21 protein-coding genes are annotated in these 22,310 nt (G+C 36.7%); all 21 read left to right on the top strand.

The window, feature by feature from the left end; genetic code table 11:
* Window positions 1-3 precede the first annotated feature (3 nt).
* On the top strand, window positions 4-903 hold the full coding sequence (locus E6H07_03265; protein TMI64951.1) for a Gfo/Idh/MocA family oxidoreductase: 900 nt from the start codon (window positions 4-6) through the stop codon (window positions 901-903).
* A gap of 7 nt (window positions 904-910) precedes the next feature.
* Window positions 911-2,203, top strand: coding sequence for a DegT/DnrJ/EryC1/StrS family aminotransferase (locus E6H07_03260; protein TMI64950.1), 1,293 nt, complete (start codon window positions 911-913; stop codon window positions 2,201-2,203).
* A complete protein-coding gene (locus tag E6H07_03255) occupies window positions 2,200-3,150 on the top strand; it encodes a hypothetical protein (GenBank protein TMI64949.1) in 951 nt (316 codons plus the stop codon). The genes E6H07_03260 and E6H07_03255 overlap by 4 nt, the downstream gene beginning before the upstream one ends.
* A complete protein-coding gene (locus E6H07_03250) occupies window positions 3,147-3,689 on the top strand; it encodes a GNAT family N-acetyltransferase (GenBank protein TMI64948.1) in 543 nt (180 codons plus the stop codon). The genes E6H07_03255 and E6H07_03250 overlap by 4 nt, the downstream gene beginning before the upstream one ends.
* Window positions 3,686-4,816, top strand: coding sequence for an N-acetyl sugar amidotransferase (locus E6H07_03245; protein ID TMI64947.1), 1,131 nt, complete (start codon window positions 3,686-3,688; stop codon window positions 4,814-4,816). Before E6H07_03250 ends, E6H07_03245 begins: the two co-directional genes overlap by 4 nt.
* Window positions 4,813-5,436, top strand: a complete 624-nt coding sequence (gene hisH, locus E6H07_03240) for an imidazole glycerol phosphate synthase subunit HisH (GenBank protein ID TMI64946.1) — start codon at window positions 4,813-4,815, stop codon at window positions 5,434-5,436. Before E6H07_03245 ends, hisH (E6H07_03240) begins: the two co-directional genes overlap by 4 nt.
* 2 nt (window positions 5,437-5,438) lie before the next feature.
* Window positions 5,439-6,305 (top strand): imidazole glycerol phosphate synthase subunit HisF, encoded by an 867-nt coding sequence (gene hisF, locus E6H07_03235; protein ID TMI64945.1) that lies wholly within the window; start codon window positions 5,439-5,441, stop codon window positions 6,303-6,305.
* On the top strand, window positions 6,302-7,555 hold the full coding sequence (locus E6H07_03230) for an N-acetyl sugar amidotransferase (protein ID TMI64944.1): 1,254 nt from the start codon (window positions 6,302-6,304) through the stop codon (window positions 7,553-7,555). Before hisF (E6H07_03235) ends, E6H07_03230 begins: the two co-directional genes overlap by 4 nt.
* A gap of 2 nt (window positions 7,556-7,557) precedes the next feature.
* The gene (locus E6H07_03225) at window positions 7,558-8,790 is read left to right on the top strand and encodes a hypothetical protein (protein ID TMI64943.1); all 1,233 of its coding nucleotides are present in this window, start codon (window positions 7,558-7,560) and stop codon (window positions 8,788-8,790) included.
* Between the two features lie 84 nt (window positions 8,791-8,874).
* Complete coding sequence (locus E6H07_03220; protein ID TMI64942.1) at window positions 8,875-10,005, top strand: N-acetyl sugar amidotransferase; 1,131 nt, start codon at window positions 8,875-8,877, stop codon at window positions 10,003-10,005.
* Window positions 10,006-10,013: 8 nt separating this feature from the next.
* A complete protein-coding gene (locus E6H07_03215) occupies window positions 10,014-11,357 on the top strand; it encodes an amidase (protein ID TMI64941.1) in 1,344 nt (447 codons plus the stop codon).
* Window positions 11,358-11,993: a hypothetical protein gene (locus E6H07_03210; protein TMI64940.1), complete on the top strand. Its 636-nt coding sequence runs from the start codon at window positions 11,358-11,360 to the stop codon at window positions 11,991-11,993.
* Entirely contained in the window at window positions 11,990-13,231 is a 1,242-nt protein-coding gene (locus tag E6H07_03205; protein ID TMI64939.1) for a hypothetical protein, read from the top strand. The genes E6H07_03210 and E6H07_03205 overlap by 4 nt, the downstream gene beginning before the upstream one ends.
* A complete protein-coding gene (locus E6H07_03200; protein ID TMI64938.1) occupies window positions 13,228-14,496 on the top strand; it encodes a hypothetical protein in 1,269 nt (422 codons plus the stop codon). The genes E6H07_03205 and E6H07_03200 overlap by 4 nt, the downstream gene beginning before the upstream one ends.
* An 85-nt stretch (window positions 14,497-14,581) precedes the next feature.
* The gene (locus tag E6H07_03195) at window positions 14,582-15,649 is read left to right on the top strand and encodes a glycosyltransferase (GenBank protein TMI64937.1); all 1,068 of its coding nucleotides are present in this window, start codon (window positions 14,582-14,584) and stop codon (window positions 15,647-15,649) included.
* Complete coding sequence (gene hisH / locus E6H07_03190; protein ID TMI64936.1) at window positions 15,646-16,260, top strand: imidazole glycerol phosphate synthase subunit HisH; 615 nt, start codon at window positions 15,646-15,648, stop codon at window positions 16,258-16,260. Before E6H07_03195 ends, hisH (E6H07_03190) begins: the two co-directional genes overlap by 4 nt.
* A 1-nt stretch (window position 16,261) precedes the next feature.
* On the top strand, window positions 16,262-17,026 hold the full coding sequence (hisF, locus tag E6H07_03185) for an imidazole glycerol phosphate synthase subunit HisF (protein ID TMI64935.1): 765 nt from the start codon (window positions 16,262-16,264) through the stop codon (window positions 17,024-17,026).
* Window positions 17,019-18,128 (top strand): N-acetyl sugar amidotransferase, encoded by a 1,110-nt coding sequence (locus tag E6H07_03180; GenBank protein ID TMI66454.1) that lies wholly within the window; start codon window positions 17,019-17,021, stop codon window positions 18,126-18,128. Before hisF (E6H07_03185) ends, E6H07_03180 begins: the two co-directional genes overlap by 8 nt.
* A gap of 204 nt (window positions 18,129-18,332) precedes the next feature.
* A complete protein-coding gene (locus E6H07_03175) occupies window positions 18,333-19,166 on the top strand; it encodes a hypothetical protein (protein ID TMI64934.1) in 834 nt (277 codons plus the stop codon).
* A gap of 1 nt (window position 19,167) precedes the next feature.
* Complete coding sequence (gene asnB, locus E6H07_03170) at window positions 19,168-21,072, top strand: asparagine synthase (glutamine-hydrolyzing) (protein TMI64933.1); 1,905 nt, start codon at window positions 19,168-19,170, stop codon at window positions 21,070-21,072.
* A gap of 1 nt (window position 21,073) precedes the next feature.
* A complete protein-coding gene (locus E6H07_03165) occupies window positions 21,074-22,306 on the top strand; it encodes a glycosyltransferase family 4 protein (protein ID TMI64932.1) in 1,233 nt (410 codons plus the stop codon).
* Window positions 22,307-22,310: the final 4 nt, after the last annotated feature.

Raw genomic sequence — 22,310 nt, 5'->3', positions numbered from 1 at the left:
GCCATGTATGATCTGAGTGATCCGGTAAAAATATGGACACATGCCAAAGCTTTTTCCAAAACAAAAGGAATTGAATTCTCTATAGCCGATGCGGATGAACAGAAGGTAAAAAAGATTGTAGGAAAATATAATGTAATTGTTCTCAAGCTTTCTGATGAAACAGATTTCCGTGAATATGATATTGTGAGTCTTACCACACCCACACCCACACATTTCAGTTACCTGAAAAAATTAATGGAACAAAATATTCCTTTAATTATTTGTGAGAAACCTGTTGCTGCTAATAATAAGGAACTATTAGAGTTATCGAAGCTGTATCGTAAATCTAAAAGCAAGATTTTGGTAAATTATATCCGTCGCTTTCAGCCTGCTTATCACAAATTGAAAAAAAGAATTGCTTTAATATCCAGGAAAAATTCCTGCAAAGGAATTAATATAAAATATCAACGTGGTATTCTCAATAACGGGAGTCATGCCTTTGATCTGCTGGAGTTCTTATTTGATAAGCCATTTTTGTTTGACGGATTTAAAGTACAAAAAAAGATATTCGATGCATTCAAGTATGATCCTACAGTTTCGGGTTCCTGTAATTTCGCAGGTTGCCCCGTTACGATACTTGGAATTACTGAAGCAGCTTATCCCCAGTTTGAGATCGAACTATTTTATCCGGATGAAAAAATAGTTATCTGTCACAGTGGCGATGAGATCCGGTTTTACAAACCTGGCAAAACAGATAAAGCACTCGTGGAGATTAAAAAACTCCGGCAATCAAATATACTATCGCAATATATGTTGCCAGTGGTGGGGCAGGGGTTACGGTTACTCGCAAATAAAAAGGAGCCGGATAATTTTCAGCAATCTGTTGCGCTAAATAGCCGGATTGTGAAATTATTTGAAAAATAAAATTGTTATGTCAAAGAAACTCGCAATAAACGGTGGTACACCTATACGTACAAAATTGTTCCCCGCATATAACACGATTGGTGATGAAGAAAAAAAGGCAGTAATGAAAGTGATGGATTCGGGTAATCTTTCACAATACCTTGGCGCATGGACACATGATTTTTTAGGCGGACCTACAGTAAGGGCTTTTGAAGAACAATGGAGCCAGGCTATTGGAGTAAAACATTCTGTCACTGTCAACTCAAATACATCAGGATTATTTACTGCAATCGGCGCCATAGGTATTCAGCCAGGTGATGAAGTAATTGTTTCTCCTTATACGATGTCTGCCAGTGCAATTGCTCCATTAGTTTATGGGGGCATTCCTGTTTTCGCTGACATTGATCCGAAAACATTTTGCATGGATCCAAAAAGTATTGAAGCGAAGATCACTCCTCGTACAAAAGCAATACTGGTGGTTCACATTTTTGGACATCCTGCTGATATGGATAACATCATGGCACTTGCGAAGAAGCACAATCTGTACGTGATTGAAGATTGTGCGCAGGCGCCATTAGGAAAATATAAAGGTCGGCCAGTGGGGACAATCGGAGACCTTGGAATTTTCAGTCTTAACTATCATAAACATATTCATACAGGTGAAGGAGGTGTTATTACTACTAATAATTCAGTGTTGGCAGACAGATGCCAAATGATCCGGAACCATGCAGAGAATGTAACGGCACCGAGAGGGGAAAAAGACCTTACCAACCTGATTGGCTATAATTACAGGATGACAGAAATAGAATGTGCTATCGGCGGCGAGCAATTAAAGAAATTACCAACACTGCTACAACAGCGGTTAGATAATGTTGCCTTTCTGAATGAAAAACTTACAGCCTTTCCCGCTTTTGAAATATTGCCCATGCTTACAGATGGATCAGTTAATACTTATTATGTGTACCCTGTAAAATTTAATAAGGAAATCTCAGGTATTCATCGGGACAAATTTGTGAATGCTTTAAACGCAGAAATACCTTCTGCAGTTTTGAGAGAAACAGCACCTTTAATTGGAGCCGGGTATGTTAAACCCCTTTATCTCCAACCTATTTATCAGCAAGAAGCTGCCTGGGCTTATCACCCGGCTTTATATAAAGAAAAAGTGGATTATAGCTTAGGTATTTGCCCGGTTACTGAAAAAATGCATTTCGAAGTATTGTTTACACATGAATATATGCGGCCGGGAATGACAAAGAATGATATGATGGATGTGGTGAATGCGATGGAAAAGATATTTGAAAATGTTAATGAACTAAAGTGAGCCTTACCCAGCTAACCGGAAAAGGGTTTTTTGTATTTAGTGATCCCGGGGGGGCTAAGCCAGTCCTTACGTTGGCAGAATCATTGAAAGATTCATTACAGGAGTTCAGAATAGTTTCCGACAGGCAATATAATTTCTTTAATGACTTTTTAGTTCCGGTAAATAACGCCCCCAGCAATGCAGCAGCAGAACTTGTTGTATTTAAACCAGATTTTTTATTTACAGGCACATCCTACACTTCCTCAGTTGAGCTTGAATATATAAAAGCCGCAAAAGAGTTGTCTATCTACTCTTTTGCTTTTGTTGATCACTGGACTAATATTAGGGAACGTTTTCAAAGGAATGGAAAGGAATATCTGCCGGATAAAATCCTGGTAATTGATGAGAAAGCAAAACAACTTGCCATCGGAAACGGGATTGACGAAGACAAGCTGATCGTTTTTGGAAACCCCTATCATAATTTTTTAAAAAATTGGAAACCGGTACTTACAAAGGCAGAACTGTTTCAGAAGCTAGGGCTAGATGATTTACAGAAAAAAATAGTTTTATATGCTCCCGACCCATTGTCAAATGTTGATGGTATAAACACATTTGGATTTGATGAAATAATGGCAACGAAAATTCTTGTAAAAACAATAAAGGAGCTGGGTGATAAATTTTACTTTTTGTTAAATCCTCACCCTAACCAAAATGTGGAAATGCTTGAATCATTAGGGGGAAATGAGATGAGAATTTTACCTGCAGGAACGGATGTCAATATGATCATTTATTATGCAGATGTCGTTATTGGCTTCTTCTCAAGCCTTTTAATTGAAGCGGGTATAATAAACAGGCCTGTTATCCGGTTTTTTATCAATGACAGAGTAAAAGATCCTTTAGCCGGGATGAATGTTGGGGAAATAGCCTATCCCGAAACACTGGTTCAAAAACTAAAAGCAATATTATGAACCTTCAAAAAGATATTTTTTTAAAAGGCGGAACAATAAGTCTCCGGCCTTTATCTGAAAAAGATATAGAAGGCAATTACAGGTATTGGCTGAATGATCCTGAGATCGTTCAATATAATTCTCATGGCAGGTTTCCAATGACACCCGAAAAATTATTGAACTTTGTTCAGGCAGCACTGCAATCAAACACATCGTTGGTATTGGCAGTAATTGATACTAAAACTGAAAAACATATCGGGAACATCAGTTTGCAAAATATCAACTGGATTGATAGAAATGCAGAAATTGCTTTTTTATTGGGCGAAAAAGATTTTTGGGGAAAGGGAGTGATGTTGGAAGCGGGTGAGCTGCTGATCAATCATGGATTTGAATCTTTGAATCTTCATAAAATATATTGTGGGACATCTTCAGATAATAGTGGCATGCAAAAACTGGCCGAAAAATTAAAGATGGAAAAAGAAGGTATAAGAAAAGAGGCGTTGTTTAAAAATGGAGTTTATCATGATATCATTGAATTCGGAATATTGAATAAGCGATGAAGTATTGTAAAAAATGTTTACAGACCGACACCCGTCCAGGAATTAAGTTTGACGAAAATGGAATATGTCCTGCTTGTAATTATCACTCGAGTTTGCAGGATGTAGATTGGGAAGAAAGAAAGAAGGAACTGGAACAGATTGTTGCTTTTGGCAGGGCTAATAATCATTCAGGCTATGATTGTATTATTGGAGTAAGTGGTGGTAAGGATAGCACCCGGCAGGCAATTTATGTAAAGGATGTTCTAAAAATGAACCCGCTGCTTGTTTCTTTGGGCTATCCGCCCGAACAAGTAACACAACGAGGAGTGGATAATGTGTCTAACATGATCAATCATGGATTTGATTGCATTTCAATTAACCCTTCCCCACAAACCTGGCGCAAGCTGATGCGCAAGGCATTTTTACAATTTACTAATTGGGCAAAGCCTACTGAACTGGCTTTATTCAGCAGTGTACCGAGACTGGCAATTGCTTATCAAATTCCGCTGATATGGTGGGGCGAAAATGTTGCGTTGCAGTTAGGTGATTTGAATGTAATGGGTAAAAGTGGAAGTGATGGAAATAATTTAAGGGAAATGAATACGCTGGGAGGTGGGGATATAACATGGCTGTTAAGTGATGAGGTTAAACGCAACGATATTCTTCAATATATCTACCCTTCTGAAAAGGAAATGGAAGATGCGAACCTTCGAATAACCTTTCTGGGCTATTTCTGGAAAGATTGGTCATTAGTTGATAATGGAAATTTTTCAACATTACGTGGACTTGAAATACGAAATGAAAAACCCTGGGAAATTGGAGACCCGCTTGGTATAACTTCTCTTGATGAGGATTGGGTCACATTGAATCAGATGATCAAATATCTTAAATATGGTTTTGGACGAATAGCAGATTATGTAAATGAAGATATACGGAACGAAAGGATGACAAGAGAAGAAGGAATTGAATTGAATAAAAAATATGACGGTACATGTTCACCTGCCTATATAAAAAGTTTTTCAAATTATATTGGAATAACCGTGGAAGAATTCTGGAGGCAGGTTGATAAATCAGTTAACACTGATTTGTTTGTTAAAGAAGGATTAGGAAAATATAAGCCAAAATTTGAAGTAGGAACAGGATCATGACGAATCCAAATATTGTAATTATTGATTATGGGGTTGGCAATACCCATTCTGTAAGTAATGCTATTCATTCACTTGGTTACCGGAGGCTAAAAATCTCTGACCAGGAAAAGCTGATCAACGAGGCAGATGCATTGATACTTCCAGGTGTTGGTGCATTTGAAGCCTGTGCAAATAATTTAAAAGAACGCAATCTTGATATCATACTTAATGAAGTGGTGCTGGTAAAAAAGAAACCTATACTGGGAATATGTGTCGGTATGCAGTTGCTGGCTACTGAATCGGAAGAAAACGGATTACATACCGGGCTTAATTGGATAGAGGGGAGGGTAAGAAAACTTGAGTTGCCGAAAGAGTATGCAGTGCCGCATGTCGGCTGGAATAATGTAAAATTAAACCGGAAAGATCCGCTATTCAGTAGAAACACCGAAGAGGTGAATTTTTATTTTGATCATAGTTATTATTTCAGTTGCCCTGATAAATACGTAGCAGCTTATGCAGACTATGGTATTAAAGTAACAGCGGCAGTACAAAAGGAAAATATTTTTGGAGTTCAGTTTCATCCTGAAAAGAGCCAGACCAGCGGGCTAAAACTGTTCAGAAGTTTTTTTAATTCTATCTAACAATGCTAAAAAAAAGGGTAGCTGCAACACTGGTGGTATCAAATGGGATTGTCGTTCAAAGTATCAATTTCAAAAAATACCTTCCGGTCGGAAAACCGCCTATCGCTGTTGAGTTTTTAAATCAATGGGGGATTGACGAAATTATATTACTTGATATTTCAGCCAGTAGGAATAATAAAGAACCTGATTTTGAAATGATAAAAAAAGCTTCGGCGAAATGTTATGTTCCTCTTACTGTAGGCGGTGGAATTACTTGCGTTGATCATATTAAAGAACTGATGCATTGCGGTGCTGATAAAATTTCATTAAACCATTCTGCATTAGTCAAACCCCGACTGATAACTGATGCTGCTTTATTGTTTGGCGATCAGTGTGTGCTTGTTAGTATCGATGCTGTAAAAACAGAAAAGGGATACAGGGTGTATGATTATGTAAATAAGTTAATACTTGATAAATCACCGGGTCAGCTGGCTAAAGAGGTACAATCAATGGGGGCAGGTGAAATTCTTGTCAACTCGGTAGATAAGGATGGATCATATACTGGTTATGATATTTCATTAATAAATGCTGTTTGCAATGAAGTTACTGTGCCGGTAATTTGCTGTGGCGGAGCTAAAAACGCCGCCGATTTTGTGCAGGTATTTGCTGAGACAAATGTAAGTGCTGCGAGTGCTGCTAATTTTTTTCACTTTACAGAACATAGTGTAAATATTACTAAAGCAAGTATTATTCAATCAATTCCAATAAGACTGGAAACCCATGCTGATTATGGAGACAATAGCCTCGATAACGATTACAGGTTATTAAAAAAAGCCGACACTGCATTAGAAGAGATGCTGTTTTTAAGAATAGAGAAGGAAATAATATGAGATATTGTAAAAGATGTCTTTACCCGGAAAATCATCCTTTGAACATTACGTTTGATGAAGAAGGTGTTTGTAGCGGATGCAGGGTTCATGAGGAAAAAGATTCTCTGGATTGGAAACCACGGGGTGAAAAGTTGAAAAAAATTCTTACAGCTTACAAAAACCTATCGGGAACCAATTATGATTGTATTATTCCGGTAAGTGGGGCAAGAGATTCTTACTTTATTGTACACACTGTTAAGAATGTATATGGAATGAATCCACTGCTTGTTACCTACAATAAGCAATATAATACAGCTGAAGGAATAAGAAATCTTGCTAATCTCCGCATACGGTTTGACTGTGATATTATGACCCTCACAGTAAATCCGGAAACAGTAAAAAAAATTACAAGGGCCACCGTTCGGAAAATGGGAAGTATTTACTGGCACTGTCTGGCCGGGCAAACAGTTTACCCGGTACAGGTAGCTGTTAAGTTTAAAATCCCGTTGATAATATGGGGAGCTCAGCAGGGAGTAGACCAGGTTGGAATGTTTTCGCATTTGGATGAAGTAGAAATGACAAGGAAATATAGGAAGGAACATGATTTGATGGGATATGAAGCAGAAGATCTCATAGATGATTTTGATGGCATAAATGAAAATGATATAACACAATTTAAATACCCGGATGACAAGGAACTCGAACGTGTGGGTATCAGGGGTATTTACCTGAATAATTATATACGATGGGATTCCCGTGCACAACATGAAAAAATGATTAACGAATTTGAATATAAGACTGGCGAGCAATCCCGGACTTTTGATAGGTACAATGATGTTGACTGTTTTATTTATTCTGATGTACATGATTATATCAAGTACATCAAACATGGATATGGGAAAGTAACGGATCATGCAACAAGGGAAATACGGTTAAGAAGGATGACGAGAGAACAGGGGACTAAATTGGTAAAAGAGTTTTGCAATAAACCTGTCCGGCATCTTGAGTTGTTTTTAAAATGGCTGGGGATTACTGAAAACAGCTTTCATTATTTAATTGATCAGCACAGGAATCATCAGTTTTGGCATCGGAATGAAAATTGGGAATGGGAATTGAAGGAAGATTTGCTTAAACAAATGGAGGTTCAGGGTGATCAACAGATTGCTTTATCACAGATAGAAACATACTCACCGTTTAAGTTAACAGGTAAAGGAGAGAGTACTGATCGTGAAGAACAATATATTTTAATTGGCAAAGGATACAAATATTAAAGATGAAGATTCTGGTTATTGTACCACCCGAACGAATAGATTTTTATATTTATCTCGAGAAGGACACAAAAAATGATTATCTCTTATTATGGCACGAAACAGCCAGGCAAGCAGAGGAATCCAGAATCAGGATTCCCACTTTTTTTAAAGAAGTATATTACTGGAGCCAATTTATTACACCGGGCTCATTATTAAAAAAGATCCAGCCCGACAGGATCATTTTTTTTGAAATTATCGATCAGCGACAAATTGCTTTAATTGTAAAAGCAAAATTTAAGAAGGTAAGAACTTTTTACCTGGAGCATGGAGCAGCAGGAAGTAAAGAAACAGCAATAGAACGACTAGAGGTTCCAGGGTTTATACGTAGGGAGCGTATTCCTTATTTGTTCAAAAGAGTAACCACTTCTTCCTTAAAAGTTATACAATCAAAATTTTTTTACTATTCAAATTTATTTGGCTTTAAAATTTTTAAAAACCTGTTGGCATACTGGTCATTGCCTTTTGCCATGCTAAAGCAAACACCCAATAAAACCTTACATCGTATCCAATTTCCCGAACGGGTTCCGGATTATTCAATCGTATTTAATAAAATAAATTTCTATGAGTATAAATTATACACAGGCATAGAAGAAAAGGATGCGGTATTTACCGGGCTGCCTTTTTTTGATGAGTATTTTCATAAATCTGATTTAAAACAGACTGATCATATTGTTTATATTGAACATGCATATATTGAAGAAAACCTGCTGAATTGGACGGAAGAACATCATCGGTATATTGCTCAATCGCTTCAGGCATTTGCAAATATGAACAAGCAATTACTTTATATAAAGCTGCATCCAAGATCAGATATTAGGCGTTGGCATAAATGGAATATAGAGGGAGAGTATGTAAAAATTATTCAATTTGGAAACTTTACAGATTTATTTCTTTCAAGCAAACTTATACTCGGGTTCAGTTCTTCTTTAATGAATGGGTTTATTTGTGCTCAGAAAAATATTGTACTACTTGGCTGGCATCCTGAGCCAAGGATATTTGGAAATAATTTCGGGGAAACTGGTTTATGCCATATCTCTCTTTTTCCGGAGGATTTAAATTCAAAATTCAAATACTGGCTTACAAATAACCTGTCCGTTTTGAATACGGAATATTATCAACGATATCTGAATGAGTTTAATTTTCCATTTGATGGCAACGCAACCCGACGGATATTGAATGCTATTACAACCTTATGAAATTCCTGGGAAAATTTTCAATTTGGTATAATTGTGCTTTAATTTTAACCCTAATACATTAATTATTCATTTTAAATATGATCTATGGATAACGATTATGGAAAACCACTTTTGCCCAATGTGCAATACTGTGTGAGATGTTGTATGCCTGTAACAGCCGAAGGTTTACAATTTGATGAAATGGGTATTTGCCAGCCTTGTAGATCCTCTGAGCAGAAAATTCACATTAACTGGATTGAAAGAGAAAAAATGCTGCGAAAAATCCTAGAAGAGAATAGGGGAAAAAGCAAAAGTGGATATGATGTTATAGTACCTATAAGTGGAGGAAAGGACAGCGCATTTCAATTACATATACTTACACAGGTTTATAAAATGAGATGCCTTGCGGTTACCTTTAGTCACAACTGGTATTCGGATATCGGGAAAAAGAATTTGCAAATGTGCCTGGAGAAATTTAATGTTGATCACATTATGTTTACACCAAACCATAATACTATTAATAAGCTAGCAAGAGAATCTCTTTATAAGATTGGAGATTCATGTTGGCATTGTCATGCAGGTGTTGGGGCCTTTCCATTAAAAGCTGCTGTTTTTTATGAAATTCCATTATTAGTATGGGGTGAGTCAGTATCAGAAAGTGATGGAAGGGCTACCTACGAAGAGCCTATTAAATTTGATAGGGATTATTTTACCAAAATTTCTGCTAGGTTTTATGCAGAAGAAATGGTAGGAAAGAATATAACTATTGAAGAAGTAAGTCCTTTTGTATTGCCTTCTTATAACGATATTGAAAGGGTGGGTATTAAGGGCATTCATCTTGGTGACTATATTTTTTGGGATGATGAAAGACAAATGGAGTTTATGAGAGACAAATATGGCTGGCAAGAGCTAACTGTTGAAGGGACTTATAAAAGATTTAAAAGTGTTGAGTGCAAGATGACAGGGTTGCATGATTATACTAAATTTTTAAAAAGAGGATTTGGTCGTGGGACTGATCATGCAAGCAGAGATGTTAGAGCTGGTTTATTAACTAGAGAGGAGGGGTTTGAGTTAGCAAAGAAATATGATACTCAAAAGCCGGAAATTTTAGATTGGTATCTAGAAAAAACCGGTTTGACTGAGCAGGAGTTTTTTGAAATTATGAAAGGCCATAGGGAAAAAACCATGGGTGTTAATTTATCTAATGCATGTACTGAATGTAACATATTTAAATAAATTCTAGGATGACTAATCAGAGATACACAATTCAAGAAGCTCATGAGCTTTATAAAAAAGGGGAAATTGATTTAATAAAATGGAATTTTGAATTTATAGAGAATTGTAAAACGAAGGAAGCTAAAATAAATGCCTGGGAATATTTGGATATAGCGAATTGGAAAAAAAAGGTTGCAGAAACATTAGATGACACTGGTTTAGTCTTCGATAAATTATTAGCCATTCCAGTTGGAGTGAAAGATATTTTCAACACCATTGATATGCCGACTTCAATGGGAAGCCCTATATGGGAAGGATTTACACCGGGTAATGATGCAAGAGTAGTTCATGATATCAAATTTAACGGTGGCGTTATAGCTGGCAAAACTATAACGGCTGAATTTGCAGTACATGCACCAAATGCAACACGGAATCCATGGGGTCAGGATAAATCACCGGGTACATCTTCTAGCGGATCTGCAGCAGCCGTTTCAGCCGGTATGATACCTTTATCTCTTGGAACTCAAACTGCAGGATCTATTATAAGGCCTGCTAGTTATTGCGGTGTGTTTGGTTATAAACCAACTTTTGGAACGATACCTCGAACAGGGATGTTGAAAACAACAGACACACTTGATACAGTTGGTCTTTTCGCTACTAATATTGATGATTGTGAACTTTTGTTTGATGTTATTAGAGTAAAAGGATTAGATTATCCTATAGTAAATGAAAAGCTTTCAAATGTGTCACTTCAATCAAAGCTAGAAAAGAAATGGAAGGTGGGAGTCTTAATAGACCAGCATCCAGTACTTAAGAATTTTAATAACGAGGTTATGAGTGATTTCAAAAAATTGACTTTGGATTTAACTCAAACTAACCTGGCCGAAATACATTATCCAAAAATTCCGGAGTTGTTATATGATGCTCATAGAGTTCAGCAAGTAATTTATCATAAATCACTAGCATATTATTTCAAAAAAGAGTTTCAAAATAAAACATTAATAAGTAGTGTCATGTACGATATTGTCAGTGAGGGAAATAAAATTACTTTAGATGAATATAAAGAGGCGCTAAATACCCAAAATCATATGACTTCATTGCTTGATAAATTCTTTGAGGAATATGACGTAATACTTACCCCCTCGACAGCGAATGTCGCACCTGATTTTAATACAGCAATTGATCCTCCCGACACTTGTTTAATATGGACAATGTGTGGTTGCCCAACAATTAATATTCCTGTTTTTGAAAAAGCAAAGCTTCCTTTTGGACTTCAAGTTATTGCCAGGAAATATTGTGATTATAAATTGATTAATTTTATTAGAGATTTTACATATGCAAATCTATTCCCTAAATTTTCAAAAATATCTTAAATGCAAATTAACATGAATGAGCAAGAGCAATTTTGGACAAAAGAATACACTAACGAATATGTTACAAGAAATTCCAATTTTGATTTTAATTTAGGAGTCGAGGGCTGGAATAAGATTTTGAATGGAGTAGATAAGAGCCAAATAAAAACAATTTTGGAATGTGGCTCAAATATTGGCAGAAATATTGGGTTATTAAATAATGTATTGCCAAGTTCAAAGAAATCAATAATTGAAATTGCAAAAGAACCATTTGACTTTGTTACTCGTACTTATCAATTGGAATATACATATAATGGTTCAATCATTGAGTCCAATTTACAAAAAAATTATTTCGATTTGGTCTTTACTAACGGAGTATTGATACATATACATCCAGATGAAGTATTGGAAAACATGAAGAAGATATATCAGTATAGTAATAAGTACATAATTATTTCGGAATATTTTAATACAACACCCACAATGATCGAGTATAGGGGGAAATCTAATAAACTTTTTAAGTCGGATTTTGGGAAAACATTTGTTCAAAATTTTGATGTTGAAATTATTGATTATGGATTTCTTTGGGGATTCATTTATGATAATGCTGGGTTTAACGATGTCACTTATTGGGTCTTTAAGAAAAAACAGAAATGAGAGTTTTACTAATTGCTGATCCCGGACGCCCCGATTTTTTTGAATATTTAATAAGTGCGAATTCTTCAGTTAAAAGTTGGGAAATAATTTGGGAGTACAAATACTCTGGGAAAACAGAGCAAAAAGAATTTTTAGTTGTATCTAATGGCAAAACTGTTCCGATTCATTATTGGTCTGACTTAGCAACACCAAACGTGCTGTTCCGAAAGATTGATCCTGATAAAATAATTTTTTTTGAAATAATTGACTTGTGGCAAATCTCACTTGTAATTGCAGCACAGAAAAAAAAAATCACCACTTTTTTTGTTGAACACGGTGTAGGTAATTCTGTTGAACAAGTAATTAATCGATTCAACGAGAGATTGAATTTAAATGATTGGTTTAAAAAGTATAAAATAAAGATTATTAGATATGGGTTTAGGGCTATAAAAAATAGGATTTTTTATTTTTCGCAAATTTTTAATCTTAACTCCTTTAAATCTTTTTTTAAGTATCTTTTTTTACCGGTTAATCTAAAGAGAGATACACCTATACATTGTTTGAGTAAGAATCTTTTTCGAGAACGAACTCCCAATTATGCTATTTTATTTAATAGAAATAATGTTGCCCCTTTTTTGGTTTATAATATAATCGAAAAAAAAAACATAATAACAGAGGGGGTTCCTTTTTTTGATGAATATTATAGAGGGCAAATTATTGAAGAAGAGTATGTTTTTTTTGTGGAACATCCTTATTTGGAAGAGGGCATACTTGAATGGAATGATATCTTCCATGAAAAAATTGCCAGGACACTTGAAGAATTTGCTATTAAGAACAATATTCCCGTGTATATTAAATTACACCCTCGTTCAAAGATTGAAAATTGGACTCGGTACAATTTAAATGCGAATTTGATAACACTTCTGCAAAAAGAGAATGTTGTAAAATTGATGCTTGAGGCAAAACTAATACTAGGTTACAGCTCAACTCTCTTAAATATAATGATTCAGTGTAAGAAGAATGTTGTACTACTGGGATGGCATCCAAAGCCAAGGATATTTGGAGATGATTATTCTGTTTGGAATTTATGTCACAAATCATATGAGATTACGGATATTCATGCTGAATATAGATATTGGATCGAAAATAATTTATGTGATAAGGATTCCGAGTCCTATAAGGGTTTTTTAGAAGAATACAATTATCCATTTGATGGTAAAGCAACAGAGAGAGTGTTGGAAGCCATTCAAACCTTATGAAAAATTTAGCTAAGCTTTCTGTTTATACGTTGGTAGGCTTTTTAGGTGCTGGGGTAAATTTTTTACTTATGCCTTATCTCTCTCATTTTATTAAGCCGGGAGAGTATGGTATTCTTTCAATGGTAAACAGCTATGTTACCATTTTAATTCCGCTGGTTGGTTTAGTAGCAGCCGGTATTATTTCGGTCGATTATTTTAAAATAAAAGACAAGGCAGAATTTGCTTCCCTGTTTTCTTCTGTGCAGGTAATACCTCTTGTGCCTGCCGTTTTCTTTTTGCTGATCAATCTTTTATTTCCGGGGCCCATCGCAACCTTATTTGAGATCCCGGTAGAAAAAACTTACTGGCTTAGCCTTTCTGTATTGGTTGCTTTGCTTACCATTTATACTGAAACATTACTGGCATTTACAATAACAGAACAAAGACCCGGTTTTTTTGCATTGTTCAATATCAGTAAGCTGGTACTTGAAGTAGGGCTTACACTCTGGTTGGTAACCGGCATGAAAATGAGCTGGGAGGGGCGGTTGATTTCATGGCTTATTACCAATATAATCTTCTTTGGCGTTTCCTTTTATTATTTTCATAAAAGAGGGTTGCTTACAACTAACATCACCCGCCGGTATATTATGGCCGGAATCAGTTTCGGCCTGCCGCTGATACTGCATACACTCGGTAAGTTTGTTATCAACCAATCCGACCGGGTTTTCATCGCCAAAATGGTTTCAATAGATGAGGCCGGTATTTATAATATCGGTTACCAGGTGGGTATGGTCATGCTGATTTTTGTAAATGCGATCAGCAATTTCATATACCCGTTTATCAGTGAAAGATTGGAAAATCCAACTGAGGTAGGGGAAAAACAAATAATAAAAATAAGTTACCAGGTTATTGGACTCTCCTTTCTTAGCCTTGTTTTCCTAACGATAGCAACACCTACTTTTTTTGCCTGGCTGGTTGATAGCAGTTATGCACAGGCTACACAATATGTGTTCTGGGTCGCATTGAGCTATTTTTTCTGGGGCATTTATCTTGTGTTTTCCAGTTATATATTTTATGCTAAGAATACAAAATTTCTTGCCTGGCTTTCTCTACTGAATATTTTGCTCAATGCAGGATTAAATTATATACTGATACTGAATTTCGGTGCTATTGGCGCTGCGTATGCTACCTGTATTTCTTTTTTTGTAATAAGTATAATTGTGACATATAAAGCAAATCGTTTATACCCGATGCCATGGTTTACTTTTCAAAAAAGTAAAAAATGATTATACAATGTATCTTAGGTTCAATGTTTGGCTGGATGCAATATCAATCGCCTGGCATTACAAATAATGCCTACCATTTAGATTAATGCCGGAAACTCTGTTACATATCATAGATAGTCTTTCCATTGGCGGCGCTGAGATCTTGCTAAAAAATACAATTGACTCCCTTCCCGAATTTGAACATATCGTTGCTTATCTGAATGAAGGGCCTGATCAGAGAATCTTTGACAGTGAAAAGATCAAGTATTATAATCTCAATCACACAGGCTGGGCAAGTCTTCCGGCAACTATTCTTAAACTAAGAAATCTTGTCCGTTCAGAAAGCCCACTTCTTGTGCATTCGCACCTGATCATATCAACTTTAGTTGCACGGCTTTCAGTTCCTGCAACCATACCACTGGTGAGCACTCTTCACAGTGAATTGAGCATGGATGCATTTTCCAAAAACAAGCTGAGCCTGTGGCTGGAAAAGCTCACACTAAAAAAAAGACATTCACTGGTTGCGGTATCCAACCATGTAATGCAGGATTATTTGAAATCTGTTTCGTTTTCCGGGAAAAAATTTGTTCTGTACAATTTTCTTACTGATGTTTTTTTTGATGGGCCAAAGAAAAAATCTCCTGCGACATTTTTAAAGTGTGTCGCAGTTGGAAATTTAAAGACTGCAAAGAATTACGACTACCTGCTTGACATATTTAAGCACCTGGGGTTAACAAATATACACCTGGACATCTATGGGACAGGATATCTTGAAGCTGCCTTACAGGATAAAATTAATAAAGAAAAACTTCCGGTAACATTGAAGGGTAAAGGCAGTGATCCACATGTATTCCTGAATGAATATGATCTGTTTATACAGGCTTCTTCCCATGAGGGATTTGGACTCTCGGTGATTGAAGCAATGGCTTCAGGTTTACCAGTTTTACTTTCAGACATCCCCGTGTTCAGGGAAGTAACAAATAATCATGCGCATTTCTTTCCATTAAATAATGCAAAAGCTTCTGCGGAACTGTTAGAAGAATTAAACTCAGACCCGATGAAGCTGAACCGTTTTACTGACACTGCTTACGAATGGTGCAAGCTGCAATTCAATGCACGTACTTATAAAGCCAGGCTTCTTGACATTTATAGTCAAATAACTGCGAGTCAATGAAAATCGCAATCGTTGATTATGGAATGGGTAATCTTTTTAGTGTTTACAAAAAAATTAAACAATTAAAAGCAGACCCTTTCATTGCCATTTCCCCATCTGAAATAGTAAGCGCAGATAAGATCGTTATTCCTGGCGTTGGACATTTTGGAAAAGCAATGACCAATCTAAAACTATCAGGAGCTTTCGATGCCTTGAATGAAGCGACTGTCGTAAAGAAAATACCAGTACTGGGAATTTGTCTTGGAATGCAATTGATGGCGGAAAAAAGCGAAGAGGGAAATGCAACCGGCTTTGGATGGATAAAAGGAAATGTAGTGAGGTTCAGCATTGATCATTCAGATAGATTCAAGATTCCTCAAACCGGGTGGAATACTATTAATATTAAAAAGGAAAGCAGGCTTTTAAAAGGTTTAAATGGGAAGGAGGAATTTTATTTTCTTCATTCCTATCACATTGAAGTTGGGGACAGCAGCGACATTTTAGCCAGTACGGATTTTGGCTACGAATATGTATCAGCCGTAGAACGAAGAAATTTTTTTGGTGTTCAATTTCACACGGAAAAAAGTCATGCTGCGGGAGCGCAGATCCTTAAAAATTTTATCGAATTATAAAATGTTCCGGCCAAGAGTGATCCCTGTTTTATTGCTAAATCACGACCACCTTGTTAAGTCAATTTCTTTCCGTGATTATCAGTATATCGGTGATCCTTTAAATGCAGTAAGGATATTCAACGAACTGGAAGCCGATGAGTTGACTTTTCTTGACATATCCGCAACCAGGAATAACCGTTTGATCTCTCTGGATCTTATCAGGGAGATAGGCGAGGAGTCAAATATGCCTTTTAATGTGGGAGGTGGGATCAGGCAGATCGCACAAATTAAGGATGTGATCAGGGCGGGAGCAGAGAAAGTCATCATTGGCAGTTATGCCGCCAGTAATCCTGATTTTATAACCAAAGCTTCTAATGAGTTTGGATCTTCTACAATTACGGTTTGTATGGATGTAAAGAAGAATTTTTTTGGGAAGGAACAGGTGTGGACAATAAATGGAACAAAACCTTCGGGAATTGATCCATTAGAATTTGCCAGGCTCATGGAAAAAAATGGCGCCGGTGAAATCATCGTTCAATCAATTTCAAGAGACGGGAAAATGAATGGCTATGACCTTTCTCTTATAAAAAGAATTGCCACGAACATTAATATTCCGACTGTGGCTTTGGGAGGCGCCGGGAATTTAGAAGATCTTAAGACAACCTATGTTGAAACGCATGTAACCGGATTGGCAGCAGGCAGCATTTTTGTTTATTACGATAGGAACAAAGGTGTTTTAATCAACTATCCTGAAAAAAAGGATTTTAATTTTAATGATACTGAATAGAACTTACCAGGTTTGTACACGTTGTGTAATGGATACTACTGACCCTGAGATTGTTTTTGATGAGAACGGGGTGTGTAACCATTGTACAGGGTGGTTTATAACCCAGGCAAAGCTTGCTAATCGTAAAAAGTTTGGGAAAAAAAATCTCGAAAAAATTATTAATAAAATAAAAAAACGGGGCCGGGGTAAAAAATACGATGTTGTTTTGGGTATAAGCGGTGGTGTTGATAGTTGTTATACAGCTTACGTTTTAAAAAAACTTGGATTACGTACTCTTTTGGTACACCTGGATAATGGCTGGAATTCAGATAATGCGATCATCAATATCAAGAATATTGCGAGCAGGCTGAATTTCGACTACCAAAGTTTTGTACTTGACTGGGAAGAATTTCGTGATATCCAACTTGCTTTTTTAAAAGCATCCGTTGTTGAAATTGAAACACCCACTGATATTGCCATACAGGGAGCTTTACATAGAGTAGCCGCTAAAAATGGTGTGAAATATATTATCAGTGGCGGAAACCTGGCAACTGAAGGAATTTTACCAAAAATGTGGCATTACGATGCAAAGGACACCGTGTACTTTGATTATATCACCAGGACTTTCGGAGCGAAAAAGGTTCGGAAGTTCCCTCATTTTGATTTCACCCTGGAGATCTATTATAAATTCATTAAAGGCATAAAGATCATTTACCCGTTGAATTATGTGGATTATGATAAGTCGAATGCAATAACGATCCTGAAAGAGGAATTGGGGTGGAAAGATTATGGATCAAAGCACCATGAGTCGAGATTTACGAAATTTGTGCAATCCTACCTGCTTCTTAAAAAATTTGATCTTGATTACAGGAAGGCAACCTATTCCAGCCAGATCTGTGCAGGAAAAATAACAAGAGAAGAAGCCTTGATTGCTTTAAAAGCACCGGCTTACAATGAAGAAGAAATTCAAAAAGAAAAGGATTATATAGCTAAAAAGTTGTCCATCAGCAGGGAAGAACTGGAAAATATCATAAGCCTGCCGGGTAAATATTATTTTGAATATCCTAATGATGAAAATAGGCTAAACTTTATTTACAAGATATACCGGAAATACTTTTCTTAACCCAACCGTGATTTTTAAAGCTAGAATATATCTATTTGCTTTCATCTTTGTAAAAAATGCGTCGAAATGTTGCGATCATTAGTTAAAAACTATGATGAAAATAAAATAGATGACTGCCGGGCACATGTTAAAAGCCTCACTTCCTGGTCAGGTTATTTTGAAAAACTCAGGTTTATTTATAATAGTTAACTGGTTTAATTTTATATGCTGAAAATAAAAGTTGTAAATTTTGGTCTTGCTCTTATTGTATCATTGTTTTTCCAGGTGGCATTAATGGAAGTAACGGTTAAATTCTTCCCACGGTTTAAAGAGAACTCGGTTACCGGATATTCCTCAGACATTGTTGATCCCTCCCTGTCAAGGTTAAATTCAGTTGATAAGTTTATCGGGTTCTGTGATTCAGTATTTGGAAAGGAAATAAAATCACATTCTGATTCTGCACAATATGCAAACCTGGTTTCGAAGGTTATACGGTACCGATTTCAGCATGGTTATTCCTGGTACCGGTTTGGGCATAACTATGTTGCCAAGCTGATAGCGCCAATGCTGAATAAAAATTTATCTGCCATTGTTGTACCCGATGATATTTTAGAGTACGAGACAGCAGCCTGCAGTCAGCAATCAATTGTAGGGATGAAGGTGCTGATGGAAAAAGGATATTTAGTAAGAGCTGTGGGGTTTTATGATACATTGATCGGTGGTCATTTCTGTTATGAAATAAAATTTAATGGTGACTGGCATTTTTATGATCCCAACCGGGAGCCCGATGAAGAATTGCTGGATAAATATAACAGGCCGAGCATAAAGGAGCTAAATGAGAATAAAGAATTATTGGTAGCAGCTTATCCCAATGATAAAAAAGAAAATGTGCTGGCATTATATTCTACCTACAAGTATGGTAAAGAGAGAAAGTTGCCGGGTGCCAATGCAAGATTGTTTCAACGGATAACGCAGATCCTATCTTATACGCTATGGATCTTCCTTGCTATTTTATATTTATATCTCGATAAACGTTTTTTTTCTAAAAAGACAAAATAATATGTGTGGTATAGCTGGTTTTATTGATTTCAATAATAAAAGCTCACTTGAAATTTTGAGCCGGATGACTAAATCCGTTGAGCACCGTGGGCCTGATGGCCAGGGCGAACATTTTCAACAGACCAATCATTGCCAGGTTGGGCTTGGGCATCGTCGCTTGTCGATAATTGATTTAAGTACAGCTGCCAATCAGCCCATGCATTATGATGGGCTGCACATGATCTTTAATGGAGAGATCTATAATTACAATGAGATACGGGATGAACTGATCAAACTCGGGCATGAATTTAAAACCCATTCAGATAGTGAAGTGATATTACACGGCTGGCGTCAATGGGGTGAAAAGGCAATTGATCAGTGGCGGGGAATGTTTACCATTGTATTGTTCGACGAAAAGAATAATGAATTTATTTGTATCAGGGACCGGGCAGGAGTGAAGCCTTTTAATTATTATTTTAAAGATGGTAGCTTTTTGTTTGCTTCCGAATTTAAAGGAATGATGCAACACCCGGCTTTCAGCAGAAAAATTAACAGGGATGCCGCTGCTTCTTTTCTACAATATGGATATGTCTCTTCGCCGCATTGCATTTTTGAAGATACTTACAAGCTACCGGCTGGTCATTTATTAAAGCTGAATCTTACAGATCGTTCGCTGCAGGTAAAACAATACTGGAATGTGTATGATTATTACAACAAACCTAAACTTGCTATCAGCCTGCCCGATGCAATTGATGAAACAGAAAAGATACTCAGCCAGTCATTTCAATACCGGATGGTGGCCGATGTACCTGTCGGAGTATTTCTAAGCGGTGGATATGACAGCAGTTGTGTTACAGCTTTGCTGCAGAAAAACAGCACCGAAAAAATTAAAACATTTACGATCGGCACTAACGATGGTAAATTAAACGAAGCTCCATTTGCAAAAAAAATTGCGCAGCATCTTGGAACCGATCACACCGAATTTTATTGTACATATAAAGAAGCAATGGATATTATTCCAGACCTGCCATATTATTATGATGAGCCTTTTGCCGATAGCAGTGCTATACCTACTATACTGGTGAGCAGGCTGGCCCGGAAAAAAGTTACGGTAGCTTTATCTGCCGATGCTGGGGATGAAGTATTTGCAGGCTATAACCGATATGATTTGATTGGACGCTATGGAAAAAAATTGCAATCCATTCCAAAACCGATACGAAAGCTGGCGGCAGCTACTATGGAAAAAGTATCTTCAGAAAGCATACCCTGGTTACGTAATAAAGCAAATTTTCATAGCCGGTATGATAAACTGAAAAACCTTTTGCACAATCCTTCTACTGCTGAGTTACTGAAAAACTTGAATCTTGTTTATACTGATAAAGAAATAAGATCGCTGTTTAACACTACCATTGATCAACTCAGCTCATTGCATACCAGCACCGAATTAAAGAAAGAATATTATGATCCCCTTTCATTTATGATGGCTATCGATTACCAGACTTATATGGTGGATGATATTCTTCAAAAAGTTGACCGGGCTTCTATGAGTATTGCGTTGGAAGGAAGAGAACCTTTTTTAGATCAGAAAATAATTGAATGGGCCGCACAGTTACCATCAGAGTACAAGTATTACAAAGGGCAAAAAAAATATATCCTAAAGCAGATAGTGCATAGACACCTGCCAAAGGAAATGATGGAGCGACCAAAAATGGGATTTGGGATCCCTGTTGAATCCTGGTTGGCCAACGAACTAAAGGAGTTGGTAGCTGAGAACCTGGGTAAACAGGCACTACGCCTGCATAATCTTTTCAATGAGGATGAAGTGGAAAAGTTGATGAATGATTTTTTTAGCGGCCGGAAAGAAAAATATCTTAAGATCTGGCATTTGCTGATGTTTCAGCTCTGGTATAAAAAATGGATGGTTTAAAATGTTGAAGCAGGTTCTTTATTTATCATATGATGGCATGACAGATCCCTTGGGTCAGTCGCAGGTATTACCTTACCTGGCAGGCTTAAGTAAAAAAGGATACCAGTTTACATTGGTAAGCTTTGAGAAACCGGAGAAACTAGAAAAAAATAAGGCCGTTGTTGAAAAGATCTGTTCTGATAATGCGATTGACTGGCAGCCGCTGCCCTATACCAAAACACCACCCGTTCTTTCCACGCTGAAAGATATAGTTGCCTTACGAAAAAAAATAAAGACACTACATCAGCAAAAGAAATTTGAGTTGGTGCATTGCCGCAGTTATATCACCATGCTGGCCGGTGAGTGGATGAAAAAAAAATGGAATGTAAAACTGGTGTTTGATATGCGTGGTTTCTGGGCCGATGAAAGGGTGGATGGAAAATTGTGGAATTTAAATAACCCTGTTTTTAAATTGATATACCGGTATTTCAAAAAAAAAGAAAAACAATTTTTAAGTTTAGCAGATCATACGATCAGTCTTACCACTCATGCAAAACAGGAAATTCATTCCTGGACCGGTATTACCAAACAACCGGTTCCCATACAAATAATTCCCTGTTGCGTTGATCTTGAATTGTTCAATCCCGAAAAAATAGATACTTCTGAAACGGCTGCTTTAAAAGCAAAGCTTGGAATCCCTGATAAGGCAGCTGTTATTTCTTATATAGGTTCTGTTGGCACCTGGTATATGTTACCTGAGATGCTTGCGTTTTTTAAACGATGGGTGATCAAAAACCCAAACAGTGTTTTTTTATTTATAACCGGTGATGACCCTGAAATGATTAAACAGGAAGCAGAAAAAGCCGGTATCATGGAACCAGCTTTACGAATCGTGAAAGCTGCACGGGATGAAATGCCCGGTTTTATCTCTCTTTGTGATTACTCCTTATTTTTTATCAAACCTGTTTATTCAAAAAAAGCATCCTCGCCAACCAAGCAGGGTGAAATAATGGCGATGGGTAAACCTGTTATCTGTAATAGCAAGGTGGGAGACACGGATTATGTTGTGAATAAGTATCACTCAGGGGAACTGGTGAATGAGTTTACCGACATCGAATATGACCGTGTGGTAAATGCAGTAAGCAAGAATTTTTCAAATGAAGAGATCCGCAACGGAGCCCGGCAATTTTTTTCGCTGGAAGAAGGCATAAAGCGATATGACGAAGTTTATAAAGCTGTTTTAAAAATTCAATAGACAC

It is taken from the genome of Bacteroidota bacterium, from assembly GCA_005882315.1.
Classification (GTDB): domain Bacteria; phylum Bacteroidota; class Bacteroidia; order Chitinophagales; family Chitinophagaceae; genus VBAR01.
Note: the sequence above shows the minus strand (reverse complement) of the source record. Positions and strands in the feature narration are given on the sequence as shown.